Origin of the sequence: Enterobacter cloacae complex sp. ECL352 (assembly GCF_020149545.1) — a bacterium.
GTDB lineage: Bacteria > Pseudomonadota > Gammaproteobacteria > Enterobacterales > Enterobacteriaceae > Enterobacter > Enterobacter asburiae_B.
Genome location: NZ_CP083709.1, coordinates 1434006 through 1447697, shown reverse-complemented (window position 1 = coordinate 1447697; position 13692 = coordinate 1434006). Strand labels below are relative to the sequence as shown.

The window sequence follows — 13692 nt, the reverse complement described above, 5'->3', positions numbered from 1 at the left end:
AAAAAGAAGAATCACTATGTCAGAAATGGATTTAAGAAAAAGCACGGACCTCGACTTTCCCCGTTTTGCCGCCCCGGCTGTAAGCGCAAAAGAGATAGATCTTCTGGGATTGTTTGAGGTCCTTCTGGCGGCGAAAAAACGTATCGCCGCCATTATCTTTACTTTCGCGCTGGTGGGGCTGGCCGTTTCATTTTTACTGCCGCAGAAATGGACCAGTAAAGCGGTGATCACCCCGGCAGAACAGCTGCAGTGGAACCCACTGCGCCAGATGATGGTGGCGTTACAGGTGCTTGATGTGCACGTGAAGATTACCCGTCCGCAAATTTTTGACCTGTTTATTAAAAAGTTCCAGTCACAGTCATTGCTCGAAGAGTATATGACAACCTCTCCTTACGTAACATCGAAGCTGCAAGGCACCACGGTGGATCCGCTTGAGCTGCATCGCGCGATAGTCAACATTTCAGATCGAATGAAAGCGGTGAATAACGCTCAGGGAAAAGAGGCGGATAAAACGCCTTATGTTTCCTGGACATTGAGCTTTACTGCGCCGACAGCTGACGATGCGCAAGCCGTCCTGGCGGGGTACATTGATTATATCGCGGCTATTGTAGAAAAAGAGACGGTGCAGAATATCCGCAACCTGATCGCCCTAAAAACGAACGTCGTTAAGCAGCAGCTGGAACTGGATCGAGTTCGTCTGACCAATATTCACAATACCAACCTGCAGCGACTGAATTATTCGCTGGAAGTGGCAAATGCCGCAGGCATCAAGAGGCCGGTTTACAGCAACGGGCAGGCCGTAAAAGATGATCCGGATTACTCCGTTGCGCTCGGTGCTGACGGTATCGCGCAAAAGCTGCAGATTGAAAAAAATTTGAAGGACGTAACCGAGCTGAATGCGGATTTCCAGAACAGGGAATACTACCTCGCACAGCTGAAAAAGCTCTCCTTCGCCGATGTTAAACTTGAGCCATTCAGGTACCAGCTTTCTCCCTCCATGCCGGTGAAAAAGGATGGCCCGGGCAAGGCTCTGATTGTTGTTCTGGCGGCGCTTCTGGGGGGGATGTTTGCCTGCGGTAGCGTTTTACTTCGCGAGGCGATGCTCACCCGTACTTCGCCGCCAGAACCGGTAGCGAAATAAGCTCTGCAGTTTAAAAAGGCGCTGAATACAGCGCCTTTTTTTATGTACTTCGGTTGTGTTAAAAAAGAAACAAAGAAAAGGAGGGATGATGAAAACGATCGGCCTGTTAGGTGGAATGAGCTGGGAATCGACAATCCCTTATTACCGCCTGATTAATGAAGGGGTAAAGCAGCGTCTGGGGGGGCTGCACTCCGCAAGCCTGCTGCTGCACAGCGTTGATTTCCATGAAATCGAAGCCTGCCAGTCGAGCGGGGAGTGGGATAAAGCCGGAGAGATCCTGGCCCAGGCGGCGCTGGGACTGGAGCGTGCCGGCGCCGAGGGTATCGTGCTTTGTACCAATACCATGCACAAAGTGGCGTCGCATATTGAGGACCGCTGCTCGCTGCCGTTTCTGCATATCGCGGACGCGACCGGTCGTGCGATTGCCGCATCCGGTATGCGCCGCGTAGCGCTTTTGGGCACACGCTACACCATGGAACAGGATTTTTATCGCGGGCGTTTGCACAGTGAATTTGGGATCGAGAGCCTTATCCCGGATGAAGACGATCGGGCGCGCATCAATCAGATTATCTTTGACGAGCTCTGCCTTGGCACCTTCAGCGAATCTTCCCGGGCGTATTACGTCAGCGTGATTGAAAAGCTGGCGCAGCAGGGGGCAGAAGGCGTGATCTTCGGGTGCACCGAGATTGGCCTGCTGGTGCCGGCCGAGCGAAGCCCCGTCCCGGTATTTGATACCACCGCCATTCACGCGGCAGATGCCGTGGCGTTTATGCTGTCATAACGAGTTTTGCAGGTCAGGTAAACGAAGCGCCACCTGACGCGCGTGCTCCATTAAGTGTTCGGTGAAAGCGTCCACCAGCGCGGAAGCCGGACGGTGCAGCGGGCGGATCAGGCTCACGGTGAACGGGACGGACACGCTAAAGCGGCGGATGACGATCCCGCTTCCGGCATAATCCAGCGCCGTGAGCGGATTCACCACCGCGACGCCGACGCCCGCCCGCACCATCGCGCAAATCGAAGCCGCACTGTGCGTTTCCACCACCATTCGCCGTTTGACCTGATGCTCGGCAAACAGCGTATCCAGCAGCTGTCTGTAACTGTCTGTCTGCGAAAGGCTAATGTAGTTTTCCCCGTGGAAATCCTCCGGCGTGAGCACTGCCTTACCGGCAAGCCGATGTCCGGCGGGCAGAACGCACACTTCATCTAACGAGATCAGCTCCGTGCGTGCCGTTCCCGCTGGCGTGGAAAGGGTTTCGGTTAGCCCTAAATCATGGCGCTGGGCCGAAAGCCACTCTTCAAGCAGAGGAGATTCCTGAGGCACAATAGTGAGGCTGACCTCCGGGTATCGGGCCAGAAAGGGCTGCAGCAGCATCGGCAAAAAGGATTGCGAAAAGACGGGCAGGCAGACGATCGACAGCTCGCCCTGGCGAAACTCGCGCAGGCTTTCCGCAGCACTCACTATTCTGTCCAGTCCGTACCAGGAGCGCTGGACTTCCTCGAACAGGCGCAACCCCTGCACCGTCGGGTGAAGCCTGCCCCGGGTGCGCTCGAACAGCTTCAGCCCCAGCACTTTCTCGAACCGGGCCAGCTCGCGGCTCACCGTCGGCTGCGAGGTATGCAGCATCTGTGCGGCTTCGGTGAGATTGCCGGTGGTCATCACGGCGTGAAAAATCTCGATGTGGCGTAAATTGACGGCGGGCATAGGGCACCTGAAAGCAGATAACTGTCCATATCATTTTTGCATAGACTCGCGATAAAACGATATTTGTTATTCTCTTCGCGCTGTGGCGTAATCTTCAAAACGCATTTACCCGGAGAAGACCATGCCACGCCCGCTGAGCCAGACTGAGACCGATTTGAACGCCGATAACCTGCTGCGCCTGCCTGCCGAGTTTGGCTGTCCGGTGTGGGTCTACGACGCGCAGATCGTTCGCGAGAAGATCGCCGCCCTGCATCAGTTTGACGTGGTGCGTTTTGCCCAGAAGGCGTGCTCCAATATTCATATTCTGCGCCTGATGCGTGAGCAGGGCGTGAAGGTCGACTCCGTCTCGCTTGGCGAAATCGAGCGCGCGCTGGCGGCCGGATTCGATCCGAAAGCCGACGGCGACGCGATCGTCTTCACCGCCGATGTGATCGACGATGCGACGCTTGCGCGCGTCCACGAACTGCAGATCCCGGTGAATGCCGGTTCTGTAGATATGCTGGAGCAGCTGGGTCAGGTTTCTCCCGGCCATCGCGTCTGGCTGCGCGTGAATCCAGGCTTTGGTCATGGTCACAGCCAAAAAACCAATACCGGCGGTGAAAACAGCAAGCACGGGATCTGGTATGCCGATATGCCTGCCGCGCTGGAGGTATTACAGCGCTATGGCCTGAAGCTGGTGGGGATTCATATGCACATTGGCTCTGGCGTCGATTACGGCCACCTGGAGCAGGTGTGCGGTGCGATGGTGCACCAGGTTGTCGACTTCGGTCAGGATCTGGAGGCGATCTCAGCCGGTGGCGGCCTCTCCATTCCCTATCGCGAAGGCGAAGAGGCGATCGATACCGATCACTATTACGGTCTGTGGAGCGCCGCGCGCGACCAAATCGCCGCGCATCTTGGTCACGCGGTGAAGCTGGAAATTGAGCCGGGTCGTTTCCTGGTGGCGGAAGCCGGCGTGCTGGTTTCGCAGGTGCGCAGCGTCAAAGAGATGGGGTCTCGCCACTTCGTCTTGATTGATGCAGGCTTTAACGATCTGATGCGTCCGTCCATGTACGGCAGCTATCACCACATTACCGCCCTGGCTGCCGACGGCCGTGATTTAACGCAGGCGCCGCGCGTTGAGACGGTCGTTGCGGGCCCGCTGTGCGAATCGGGTGACGTGTTTACCCAGCAGGAAGGCGGCAAAGTGGAGACTCGCGCGCTGCCAGAGGTCAAACCGGGTGATTATCTTGTGCTGCATGATACCGGTGCCTACGGGGCGTCGATGTCATCTAACTACAACAGCCGCCCGCTGCTGCCGGAAGTGCTGTTTGATAACGGCAAGGCACGGCTGATCCGTCGTCGCCAGACCATTCAGGAACTGCTGGCTTTAGAACTCATCTGATGAAAGTACGGCCCCGTTGTGACCGAATCGCGTAACACCAGCGTGCCGGTAAACGGCGGGATAGCATCGACCGGCTGGTTTTTTGCCAGCCGGATCGCCTGATCGATGGCCGTGACAATCATATTGTCGATGGGCAGATAAACCGATGAGAGCGCAGGCTCCAGCCATTTCGCGCTTGGGGCATCGTCAAAGCCGAACAGTGAAATATCCTGCGGAATTTTAAGCCCCGCCTGGTGTAACGCTTTGGACGCCCCCAGGGCCATATCGTCGTTACAGGCAAACAGGGCGCTAAACGGCACACCGTCGGCAATCAACTCTTTGCACAGCTCGTATCCCCGCGTCATTCCCGCATCGCCGTACTTTATCCGACGCTCGTCCAGACGAATGCCGTGCTTTTCCAGGGCTTTACGATAGCCCATCAGCCGCGCTTTCCCGGTTGGGGTATGGATCGGAACGGTGATACAGGCGATCTCCCGATGGCCCTGGGCGATCAGGTAATCCACGGCCTTAAATGCGGCATCCTGCTGTTCGAAAAACACGCTGCGATCCGGCGCCTGGCTCACTTCGCGGTTAATGACCACCAGCGGCGTTTTCACGGTGTTCATCAGTTTGACGATCGCTTTTTCGCTCATGTAGCGCGTGTAAAGCACGATGGCATCGCACTGGCGATCGGCCAGCATCTGCACCGCCTGTTCTTCCTGTTCCGGCGCGTCGTGACCGTCGGTGACGATCAGCTGTTTCCCGTGAGTTTCCGTCTGCCGCGACGCCTGCTGGAGAAGACGACCAAAGTAAAAGCCGTCGAAGGTCGAGACGACCAGGCCAATGCTGTTGCTGGTCTGGTTAGCCAGCGAACGCGCGAGGAAGTTCGGGCGATATCCCAGCTCTTCCATCGCAGCAAAGACCTGCTGACGCGTACTCTCTTTAACCTGACCTGTGCCGTTCAGCACGCGCGAGACGGTAGCCTTCGACACGCCCGCACGCAGTGAGACATCCAGCATTGTTGCCATTCTACATTCCTGCTTCCACGTAATGATTTGCAGTTTAACACAGACCTCACGGCGTATAAGCGATGCGGGAAGCGCAAAACTTCTGCCACGATCACGCTTTTTGGTCACGATTCGTCTGGCCTGCGTGAAGTAAAACTAAATAGTCTGACTCTGGTAAAATAATCGCCGAACCGAGCTGGGGCGACAGGCCAGCAAATACATGAGAAAACGCAGGTGAAACGTGAAAAACATAGCCATCCTCCCGCTTTACCAGGCACCGCACTATGCGGAGCAGGTCACCGACTGGCTCTGGCAGGCCTTTGGCGAAGGGCTTTCTCGGGAATTTTTCCACAGCATTATTGAGCACAGCCAGACGCCGGGAGCATTACCGCTGACCTTTATCGCCGTAGAAGACGAACAGCTTGTTGGTACGGTAGGGCTCTGGCGCTGCGATTTGATCACCCGTCAGGATCTCTTTCCGTGGCTGGCGGCGCTCTACGTTGACGACGCGGCGCGAGGCAAGGGGCTGGCAGGAAAGCTACAGCAGCACGTTATTACCTGGGCCGCGCAGGCGGGATATGAAGAACTGCACCTCTGGTCTGCCTGCCGCGACTTCTACGAACGTTACGGCTGGCAGTATATCGGTGATGGGCTGGAATACCCCAACACGCGGGTTCACCTCTATCGCTATTCGCTCTGCGCTTCCGCAGGTGAAGCAACGGAGTGACGGCGAACCAGCGTCGGGCTAAACAGATGCGTAATATCCGGCGGCTGGCGCTGTTCAGCCAGCGCTAGCGCCAGCTCGGCGGCCTGCGTTGCCATGGTGATAATCGGGTAGCGCACGGTGGTCAGACGCGGGCGCACGTAGCGAGAGACCAGCACGTCATCGAAGCCAATCAGCGAAATTTCTGCCGGTACCTCAATCCCGTTGTCATTCAGCACCCCCATTGCCCCTGCGGCCATCGAGTCGTTATAGCTGGCAACCGCCGTGAAATTTCGTCCGCGACCGAGCAGCTCGGTCATGGCCTGTTCACCGCCGCTCTCATCCGGTTCACCGTAGGCCACCAGACGGTCATTACACGGCAGGCCGTTTTCGCGCAGAGCGTCGTAGTAGCCCTGCAGGCGGTCTTCCGCATCAGAAATCGGGTGATTGGAACAGAGATAGCCAATCCGGGTATGGCCCTGTTGAATCAGATGACGGGTCGCAAGCCAGGCACCGTAGCGGTCGTCGAGGGCCACACAGCGTTTTTCAAACCCGGGAATAATGCGGTTGATGATCACCATTCCGGGCATCTGCTTCATCAGGTGAATCAGTTCGGCATCCGGGATCATTTTGGCGTGAACCACCAGCGCCGCGCAGCGGTGGCGGATCAGCTGCTCGATGGCCTGGCGTTCTTTTTGCTCATTATGATAGCCGTTGCCGATCAGCAAAAAATTGCCTGTCTGATAAGAGACCTGTTCAACCGCTTTCACCATGGCACCGAAAAAGGGGTCGGAAACATCACCCACTACCAGCCCAATGGTTTCGGTGGACTGCTGGGCAAGCGCGCGGGCATTGGCATTGGGATGATAATTCAGGGATTCCATGGCGGTTTGTACCGCCTGGCGCGATGCGTCACTGGCTTTTGGGGAGTCGTTAATCACGCGAGAGACGGTTGCCACAGACACACCTGCCAGACGGGCCACATCCTTTATTGTCGCCATTCATTACCTTCTTATTGGGGGTAAGCGTTTACACACCAAATAGTGTTGCGGAAAAGCGGCGCGCATTCAAGGGGAGCGGATTTCCGCGCACCGCAAACGTGACGCAGGACAACCCTGGTAGTGTAATCGTTACACGCGCATTCATGTCTGAAGAATGTCAATCTGAACCTTTGGTTACACTTTGCGTCAGGCTGTTGCGATTGGCCAATGGCGAGGTGGTCAAAGAGGTTGATACAGTCAAAGTCCCAGAGGTATTGATAGGTGGAATCAACTCCGGTTGATTAACACGCTTTACACCAACCTGCGTTTTTACGCAGGTTTTTTTTGCCTGATAGTTCAATCTGTAACAGCAACAGAGAATATTCACACCTGGTTGCACTTAGGCTCATTCCCTTGCGTTTTCCTGCTGGCGAAGCGCAGGGCGAACAGCCACAATCAAGATCCCAGAGGTATTGATTGGTGAGAATTCTTAGTACGGTTTCGTACTCATCTCTTGCACCAACCTGCGCGGATGCGCAGGTTTTTTTTCGCCTCCACTTTTGCTGTCGCTCCCGTATCACTTCTCGTGTAATCTGCCACCATTTACTATCAACCCTCCACACTGGCTGGCAAAGGGAGTTGAGATGCTATTTGGGTTCTTCCGTACACTCTTCCGTATTCTTTTTCGCATCCGCGTCACTGGCGATGCCCAGGCGCTTCGCGGCGAACGCGTTCTCATCACGCCAAATCATGTTTCCTTTATAGACGGCATTCTGCTGGCGCTATTTTTACCCGTGCGCCCGGTGTTTGCGGTCTATACCTCTATCAGCCAGCAGTGGTACATGCGCTGGCTCACGCCGCTGATTGATTTTGTGCCGCTCGACCCGACAAAGCCGATGATGATTAAGCATCTGGTGCGTCTGGTTGAGCAGGGGCGTCCGGTGGTTATTTTCCCGGAAGGGCGTATTTCAGTGACCGGTTCGCTGATGAAAATCTACGACGGCGCGGGGTTTGTCGCGGCGAAATCAAAAGCGACCGTGGTGCCGTTGCGCATTGAAGGCGCAGAACTGACCCATTTCAGCCGCCTGAAGGGGCTGGTGAAGCAGCGCCTGTTCCCAAAAATCACGCTGCATATTCTGCCGCCCACGTCGTTACCAATGCCGGACGCGCCGCGTGCCCGCGATCGCCGTAAAATCGCCGGGGAAATGCTGCATCAGATTATGATGGAAGCGCGCATGGCCGTGCGCCCGCGCGAAACGCTGTACGAGTCCCTGCTTTCCGCGCAGCACCGCTATGGCGCGAAGAAAAACTGCATCGAAGACATCAACTTTACCCCGGATACCTATCGCAAGCTGCTGACCAAGACCCTGTTTGTGGGCCGTATTCTGGAGAAGTACAGCAAGAAGGGCGAAAAGATTGGCCTGATGCTGCCTAACTCGGGCATCAGCGCGGCGGTGATTTTTGGTGCGGTTTCCCGGGGGCGCATCCCGGCAATGATGAACTACACGGCGGGGGTGAAAGGGCTGACCAGCGCCATCACCGCTGCCCAGATTAATACCGTTTTTACCTCTCGTCAGTTCCTGGACAAAGGCAAGCTCTGGCATCTTCCCGAGCAGCTCACCCAGGTGCGCTGGGTCTTCCTGGAGGATCTGAAAGCGGACGTAACCACCGGCGACAAGCTGTGGATTTTTGCTCACCTGCTGATGCCGCGTCTGGCGCAGGTCAAACAGCAGCCGGAAGATGACGCGATTATCCTCTTCACGTCGGGATCGGAGGGCAACCCGAAAGGCGTTGTCCACAGCCACAAGAGCATTCTGGCGAACGTTGAGCAGATCAAAAGCATTGCCGACTTTACCGCGAATGACCGTTTTATGTCGGCGCTGCCGCTGTTCCACTCCTTTGGCCTGACGGTGGGGCTGTTTACGCCGCTGCTGACCGGCGCAGAAGTGTTCCTCTACCCAAGTCCGCTGCATTATCGCATTGTGCCGGAGCTGGTGTATGACCGTAACTGCACCGTCCTGTTCGGCACTTCAACGTTCCTCGGCAACTACGCGCGCTTCGCCAATCCGTATGACTTCTATCGCGTGCGGTATGTGGTGGCCGGTGCGGAAAAACTGCAGGAGAGCACGCGTCAGATCTGGCAGGACAAGTTTGGCCTGCGCATTCTCGAAGGCTATGGCGTTACCGAGTGTGCTCCCGTGGTCTCGATTAACGTACCGATGGCGGCGAAACCGGGCACGGTGGGCCGAATTCTGCCGGGGATGGACGCGCGTCTGCTGGCCGTGCCGGGCATTGAAGACGGTGGCCGTCTGCAGCTGAAAGGGCCAAACGTGATGAACGGTTATCTGCGCGTGGAAAACCCAGGCGTGCTTGAGGTGCCGACGGCTGAAAACGTCAACGGCGAGGTTGAAACCGGCTGGTACGACACCGGTGATATTGTCCGTTTTGATGAACAAGGCTTTGTACAGATTCAGGGACGCGCGAAGCGCTTCGCCAAAATCGCCGGTGAAATGGTCTCGCTGGAAATGGTTGAGCAACTGGCGACGGCCGTGTCCGCGGATAAGATGCATGCGACGGTAGTAAAGAGCGATGCCAGCAAAGGCGAGGCGCTGGTGCTGTTTACGACCGACGCTGAGCTTAAGCGCGACAGGTTACTAAGCTATGCGCGTGAACACGGTATTCCTGAACTGGCGGTGCCGCGCGATATTCGCTACCTGAAGCAACTCCCGGTGCTGGGTAGCGGGAAGCCCGATTTCGTGACCCTGAAAGGCATGGTTGAAGAGGCGGAACAGCAAAATGCGTGAGTCAGTACACACTAACACATCGCTCAGGTCGAAAGGCATGATGGCCGTCATCGCCGCGCAGTTTCTCTCTGCGTTCGGTGATAACGCGCTGTTGTTTGCCACGCTGGCGCTGCTGAAAGCCGAGTTTTACCCCGACTGGAGCCAGCCGATCCTGCAGATGGTGTTTGTGGGCGCTTACATTATCTTTGCTCCGTTCGTCGGGCAGGTGGCGGACAGTTTCCCGAAAGGCCGGGTGATGATGTTTGCCAACGGCCTCAAGCTGCTGGGTGCCGCCAGCATTTGCTTTGGCTTCAACCCGTTTATTGGCTACACGCTGGTGGGCATCGGCGCTGCCGCCTACTCCCCGGCGAAGTATGGCATTCTCGGAGAGCTGACCACGGGCGATAAGCTGGTGAAAGCCAACGGCCTGATGGAGTCGTCAACCATTGCCGCAATCCTGCTCGGATCCGTCGCGGGCGGCGTACTGGCCGACTGGCATGTCCTGGCGGCACTGGGCATCTGCGCGGTGGTGTATGGCGGGGCGGTTGTGGCGAACCTGTTTATTCCCAAACTGCCGGTGGCTCGCCCGGGGCAATCCTGGCGCTTTAAACCGATGACCGGCAGTTTCTTTACCGCCTGTCGCGTGCTGTGGCGTAACGGTGAAACGCGTTTCTCACTGATGGGGACCAGCATGTTCTGGGGCGCGGGCGTCACGCTGCGCTTCCTGCTGGTGCTGTGGGTGCCGGTGGCGCTGGGGATTACCGACAACGCGACGCCGACCTATCTTAACGCGATGGTGGCCATCGGCATTGTGGTGGGGGCCGGCGCGGCGGCGAAGCTGGTGACGCTCGAGACGGTAGCACGCTGCATGCCTGCAGGGATCCTGATTGGCGTCGTAGTGCTTATTTTCTCGCTGCAGCATGCATTATTGCCTGCGTATGTCCTCCTGATCCTGATTGGTATTCTGGGCGGTTTCTTCGTGGTGCCGCTGAACGCGTTACTGCAGGAACGTGGCAAACAGACCGTCGGGGCGGGGAATGCCATCGCGGTACAAAACCTGGGTGAAAACCTGGCGATGCTGTTAATGCTGGGGCTCTACTCGCTGGCGGTAAAAGTGGGTGTGCCGGTGGTGGGGATTGGCGTCGGGTTTGGTGGGCTGTTTGCGCTGGCGATTGCGGGATTGTGGGTCTGGCAACGTCGGCGCTGATAAGTGCGGCCTGATGCCCTCACCCCGGCCCTCTCCCACAGGGAGAGGGAGCAAACCCTAAAAACGGCAACCTGCGTTGCCGTTTTGCTTTTATTACGGCGCAGGATACGTATAAACCTGATGCACCGCTTCAATCTCCGCTAACACCTCTTCACTCAGGTTCAGATGGAAGCTCTCAATATTGGTTTTCAGCTGTTCCATCGTGGTTGCGCCCAGCAGGGTGCTGGCAACAAACGGCTGACGACGCACGAAGGCCAGCGCCATCTGTGCAGGGTCAAGACCGTGACGCTTTGCGATATCCACATAGGCGGCAACGGCTTTCTGCGTCTGCTCGCCGCTGTAGCGGGTAAAGCGGCTAAAGAGGGTATTTCTCGCCCCGGCCGGTTTCGCGCCGTTCAGGTATTTCCCCGTGAGCGTGCCAAAGCCGAGACAGGAATAGGCGAGCAGTTCCACTTCTTCATATTGCGTCACTTCGGCCAGACCCACTTCATAGCTACGGTTAAGCAGGCTGTACGGATTCTGGATGGTAACGATACGCGGCAGATCGTGTTTATCCGCCAGATGCAGATAGCGCATTACGCCAAAGGCCGTTTCGTTAGAGACGCCAATGTAGCGGATTTTTCCCGCGCGCTGGCACTCGGTCAGCGCTTCCAGCGTTTCCAGCAGCGTTACGGCGGGGGCGCTCTCATTCCAGCTGTAGCCGAGCTTACCAAAGCAGTTGGTTGGACGCTGCGGCCAGTGCACCTGATACAGGTCGAGATAGTCGGTTTGCAGGCGCTTCAGGCTGGCGTCCAGTGCGGCACGGATATTCTTGCGATCGAGGATCTGATTCGGGCGGATCCCGGTATCGTTGTTGCGCGCGGGGCCACTGACTTTTGAGGCAATCACCAGCTTTTCACGGTTGCCATGTTTTGCCAGCCAGTTACCGACGTAGGTTTCGGTAAGTCCCTGCGTTTCCGGACGTGGCGGAACAGGGTACATCTCTGCAACATCAATCAGGTTAATCCCCTGGCTGACGGCGTAATCGAGTTGTGCATGGGCATCGGCTTCGCTGTTTTGTTCACCAAATGTCATCGTGCCCAACCCCAGTTGGCTAATTTCCAGAGCGCTGTGGGGGATACGGTGATAATGCATAGCCGGCTTCCTCAGTAGACTTATAGACCGCGTCAGGGCGTGCCCGACAAAGGAATATAAACATGGCAGAGGGGAAGCAAAAGGGGAAGAAAAAAATCAAAAAGGCCAGCAAGCTACTGACCTTTATCTGTTTATCGCTCGATAATTTGCGATACTTCGTCGCGATTGATCTGCATTTTATTGCCTTCCTGGTCGCGGTAGCTGACCAGACCGGTATCATCGTCGACTTCGGGTTTGCCGTCGGTCAGGATCATTCGACCATCTTTTGTCGCCATGACGTAATCGCTGCTACAGCCCGATACGGCAAACGCTAAACCGACTGCTGAAACTAACACTGCCCATTTTTTCATCGTTATCGTCCTCATCTGGCGCGTATCAAATCATAATCTAGTATTAACCCGATATGGCGACTTGAGGAAGCGGTAAAATCTTAAAAAGCAGTCGATTATGTTTGAGAGCTCGCAAAATAAGTAAAAAACTATGTTTTTAACAGAAAATGACGGGCAAGGAGTGCGCCGGTGAAATTCTTTTTGAGATAAAAACCGCGCGGTAACGTCAGTATCGGCTCACCTTTCGCGCCGATTGCCTCGGTAAGTGCTTTGCTGTTGGCCGCTTTCGGGCGCAATTGTAAAACTTCTCCGTGTCGGGCGGTGATGCGCTCTACCTGCCCAAGCACAATCATGTCCATCAGCTCCTCCCAGTCCAGACGCAGCTGTTGCTCCTCATCGTCGTTAGGACTCCAAAGCAGCGGCGCGCCAACGCGACGGTCAGCCAGGGGGATCTGACGTTCACCTTCGACCGGTACCCACAACACGCGCTTCAGCTTGTGGCGAACGTGGCTGGTTTCCCACGTCACGCCGGTGTTGCCGGTTAGTGGCGCAACGCAGACGAAGGTGGTCTCAAGAGGCTTGCCCTGGCTGTCTATCGGGATGGTTTTTAACTCCACGCCAAGCGCTGCAAAATCCTGCTCGGGTTTGCTTCCTGCGCTGGCACCCAGCCACAGCTCAAGCAGCATGCCGATCCAGCCTTTATCCCGTTTCAGATCCTTCGGGATCTGAAGCCCTGCCATTGCCGCCAGCTCGCCAAGCGAAAAGCCTGCAAGACGCCGTGCCTGCTGTAGCAACTGACCTTCGCTGGATGGCGGTGAGAGCAAGGGTGTAAGCGGATGCATGAAGGTAACCTTTTGATTAAAAAATAAACTAAGAAATTGTCCCCTGTGGATAGAGTTTAACTATTTCTGTACCAATATTCCATGTCTATGATTTATATGTTTTTTTATTAGTTTGAAATCGTTTTGCCAGACTCAGAAAACCGGTTGTTCAAATCTGGTCACTGACAATGAACAGGATCTTACACCATGTTATCCACAGAAAAATGGGATAACTGGGCATAACCCTGACTACTGTTTCAATTTACAGCCTTGACGTGCGATGAAAATCGAATTTTCAAACAAATTGTGACTAACTTATTGGCACAATCTGTGGATAAAACCGACGCTGTTCGATCTTTCATCAGCATGACGATCCCTGATGTGATGATCGTCACGATATTCTGTTTTGTGCTCATGGAAATACATTTAACTATTTGAAAATAAATGCATTATCTAATTAAGATGAAAAAGGGGAGACTGCATCGTTTGAGGTTGTTCATCGGTAATCAGACACTTCTTCAC

Annotated in this window: 12 protein-coding genes; 6 read left to right on the top strand and 6 right to left on the bottom strand. The window is 55.7% G+C overall.

The window, feature by feature from the left end; all coding sequences use genetic code 11:
* Positions 1-16: 16 nt before the first annotated feature.
* Both wzz(fepE) and LBF07_RS07035 read left to right on the top strand, forming a co-directional pair.
* Positions 17-1141, top strand: a complete 1125-nt coding sequence (wzz(fepE), locus tag LBF07_RS07040; protein ID WP_094934843.1) for an LPS O-antigen length regulator Wzz(fepE) — start codon at positions 17-19, stop codon at positions 1139-1141.
* 88 nt (positions 1142-1229) lie between these two features.
* Entirely contained in the window at positions 1230-1922 is a 693-nt protein-coding gene (locus LBF07_RS07035) for an aspartate/glutamate racemase (protein WP_094934842.1), read from the top strand.
* On the opposite strand, the gene LBF07_RS07030 is transcribed toward LBF07_RS07035, so the two are convergent.
* Complete coding sequence (locus tag LBF07_RS07030; RefSeq protein WP_094934841.1) at positions 1917-2843, bottom strand: LysR family transcriptional regulator; 927 nt, start codon at positions 2841-2843, stop codon at positions 1917-1919. The genes LBF07_RS07035 and LBF07_RS07030 overlap by 6 nt on opposite strands.
* A 121-nt stretch (positions 2844-2964) precedes the next feature.
* Here LBF07_RS07030 and lysA point away from each other — a divergent pair, with 121 nt between their 5' ends.
* Positions 2965-4227 carry a diaminopimelate decarboxylase gene (lysA, locus tag LBF07_RS07025; RefSeq protein WP_094934840.1) on the top strand — a complete coding sequence of 421 codons (1263 nt, stop codon included), beginning with the start codon at positions 2965-2967 and terminating at the stop codon, positions 4225-4227.
* On the opposite strand, the gene LBF07_RS07020 is transcribed toward lysA, so the two are convergent.
* Complete coding sequence (locus tag LBF07_RS07020) at positions 4197-5234, bottom strand: LacI family DNA-binding transcriptional regulator (protein ID WP_094934839.1); 1038 nt, start codon at positions 5232-5234, stop codon at positions 4197-4199. The two genes, lysA and LBF07_RS07020, sit on opposite strands and share 31 nt — an antisense overlap.
* Positions 5235-5463: 229 nt before the next feature.
* Between LBF07_RS07020 and LBF07_RS07015 the strand changes: the two genes are divergently transcribed.
* Positions 5464-5940: a GNAT family N-acetyltransferase gene (locus LBF07_RS07015; protein ID WP_064673566.1), complete on the top strand. Its 477-nt coding sequence runs from the start codon at positions 5464-5466 to the stop codon at positions 5938-5940.
* Here LBF07_RS07015 and galR read toward each other — a convergent pair.
* Entirely contained in the window at positions 5901-6917 is a 1017-nt protein-coding gene (galR, locus tag LBF07_RS07010; RefSeq protein WP_023309052.1) for an HTH-type transcriptional regulator GalR, read from the bottom strand. The genes LBF07_RS07015 and galR overlap by 40 nt on opposite strands.
* Positions 6918-7540: 623 nt before the next feature.
* Between galR and aas the strand changes: the two genes are divergently transcribed.
* Positions 7541-9700: a bifunctional acyl-ACP--phospholipid O-acyltransferase/long-chain-fatty-acid--ACP ligase gene (gene aas / locus LBF07_RS07005; protein WP_087823251.1), complete on the top strand. Its 2160-nt coding sequence runs from the start codon at positions 7541-7543 to the stop codon at positions 9698-9700.
* Entirely contained in the window at positions 9693-10886 is a 1194-nt protein-coding gene (gene lplT / locus LBF07_RS07000; RefSeq protein WP_045888656.1) for a lysophospholipid transporter LplT, read from the top strand. The genes aas and lplT overlap by 8 nt, the downstream gene beginning before the upstream one ends.
* A 93-nt stretch (positions 10887-10979) precedes the next feature.
* Here lplT and LBF07_RS06995 read toward each other — a convergent pair whose 3' ends face one another.
* The 3 genes from LBF07_RS06995 to mutH form a co-directional block, all read right to left on the bottom strand.
* Complete coding sequence (locus tag LBF07_RS06995; RefSeq protein WP_038417288.1) at positions 10980-12020, bottom strand: NADP(H)-dependent aldo-keto reductase; 1041 nt, start codon at positions 12018-12020, stop codon at positions 10980-10982.
* A gap of 131 nt (positions 12021-12151) precedes the next feature.
* Entirely contained in the window at positions 12152-12370 is a 219-nt protein-coding gene (locus LBF07_RS06990) for a YgdI/YgdR family lipoprotein (RefSeq protein WP_008499668.1), read from the bottom strand.
* A 128-nt stretch (positions 12371-12498) separates the two neighbouring features.
* Positions 12499-13191 carry a DNA mismatch repair endonuclease MutH gene (mutH, locus tag LBF07_RS06985; protein WP_033146444.1) on the bottom strand — a complete coding sequence of 231 codons (693 nt, stop codon included), beginning with the start codon at positions 13189-13191 and terminating at the stop codon, positions 12499-12501.
* Positions 13192-13692 lie beyond the last annotated feature (501 nt).

Excerpts from the sequence above, each read along its gene's own strand:
- LBF07_RS07035 (WP_094934842.1), top strand. The coding sequence starts at position 1,230 with ATGAAAACGATCGGCCTGTTAGGTGGAATGAGCTGGGAATCGACAATC.
- LBF07_RS07030 (WP_094934841.1), bottom strand. The coding sequence starts at position 2,843 with ATGCCCGCCGTCAATTTACGCCACATCGAGATTTTTCACGCCGTGATG.
- lysA (WP_094934840.1), top strand. The coding sequence starts at position 2,965 with ATGCCACGCCCGCTGAGCCAGACTGAGACCGATTTGAACGCCGATAAC.
- LBF07_RS07020 (WP_094934839.1), bottom strand. The coding sequence starts at position 5,234 with ATGGCAACAATGCTGGATGTCTCACTGCGTGCGGGCGTGTCGAAGGCT.
- galR (WP_023309052.1), bottom strand. The coding sequence starts at position 6,917 with ATGGCGACAATAAAGGATGTGGCCCGTCTGGCAGGTGTGTCTGTGGCA.
- aas (WP_087823251.1), top strand. The coding sequence starts at position 7,541 with ATGCTATTTGGGTTCTTCCGTACACTCTTCCGTATTCTTTTTCGCATC.
- lplT (WP_045888656.1), top strand. The coding sequence starts at position 9,693 with ATGCGTGAGTCAGTACACACTAACACATCGCTCAGGTCGAAAGGCATG.
- LBF07_RS06995 (WP_038417288.1), bottom strand. The coding sequence starts at position 12,020 with ATGCATTATCACCGTATCCCCCACAGCGCTCTGGAAATTAGCCAACTG.
- LBF07_RS06990 (WP_008499668.1), bottom strand. The coding sequence starts at position 12,370 with ATGAAAAAATGGGCAGTGTTAGTTTCAGCAGTCGGTTTAGCGTTTGCC.
- mutH (WP_033146444.1), bottom strand. The coding sequence starts at position 13,191 with ATGCATCCGCTTACACCCTTGCTCTCACCGCCATCCAGCGAAGGTCAG.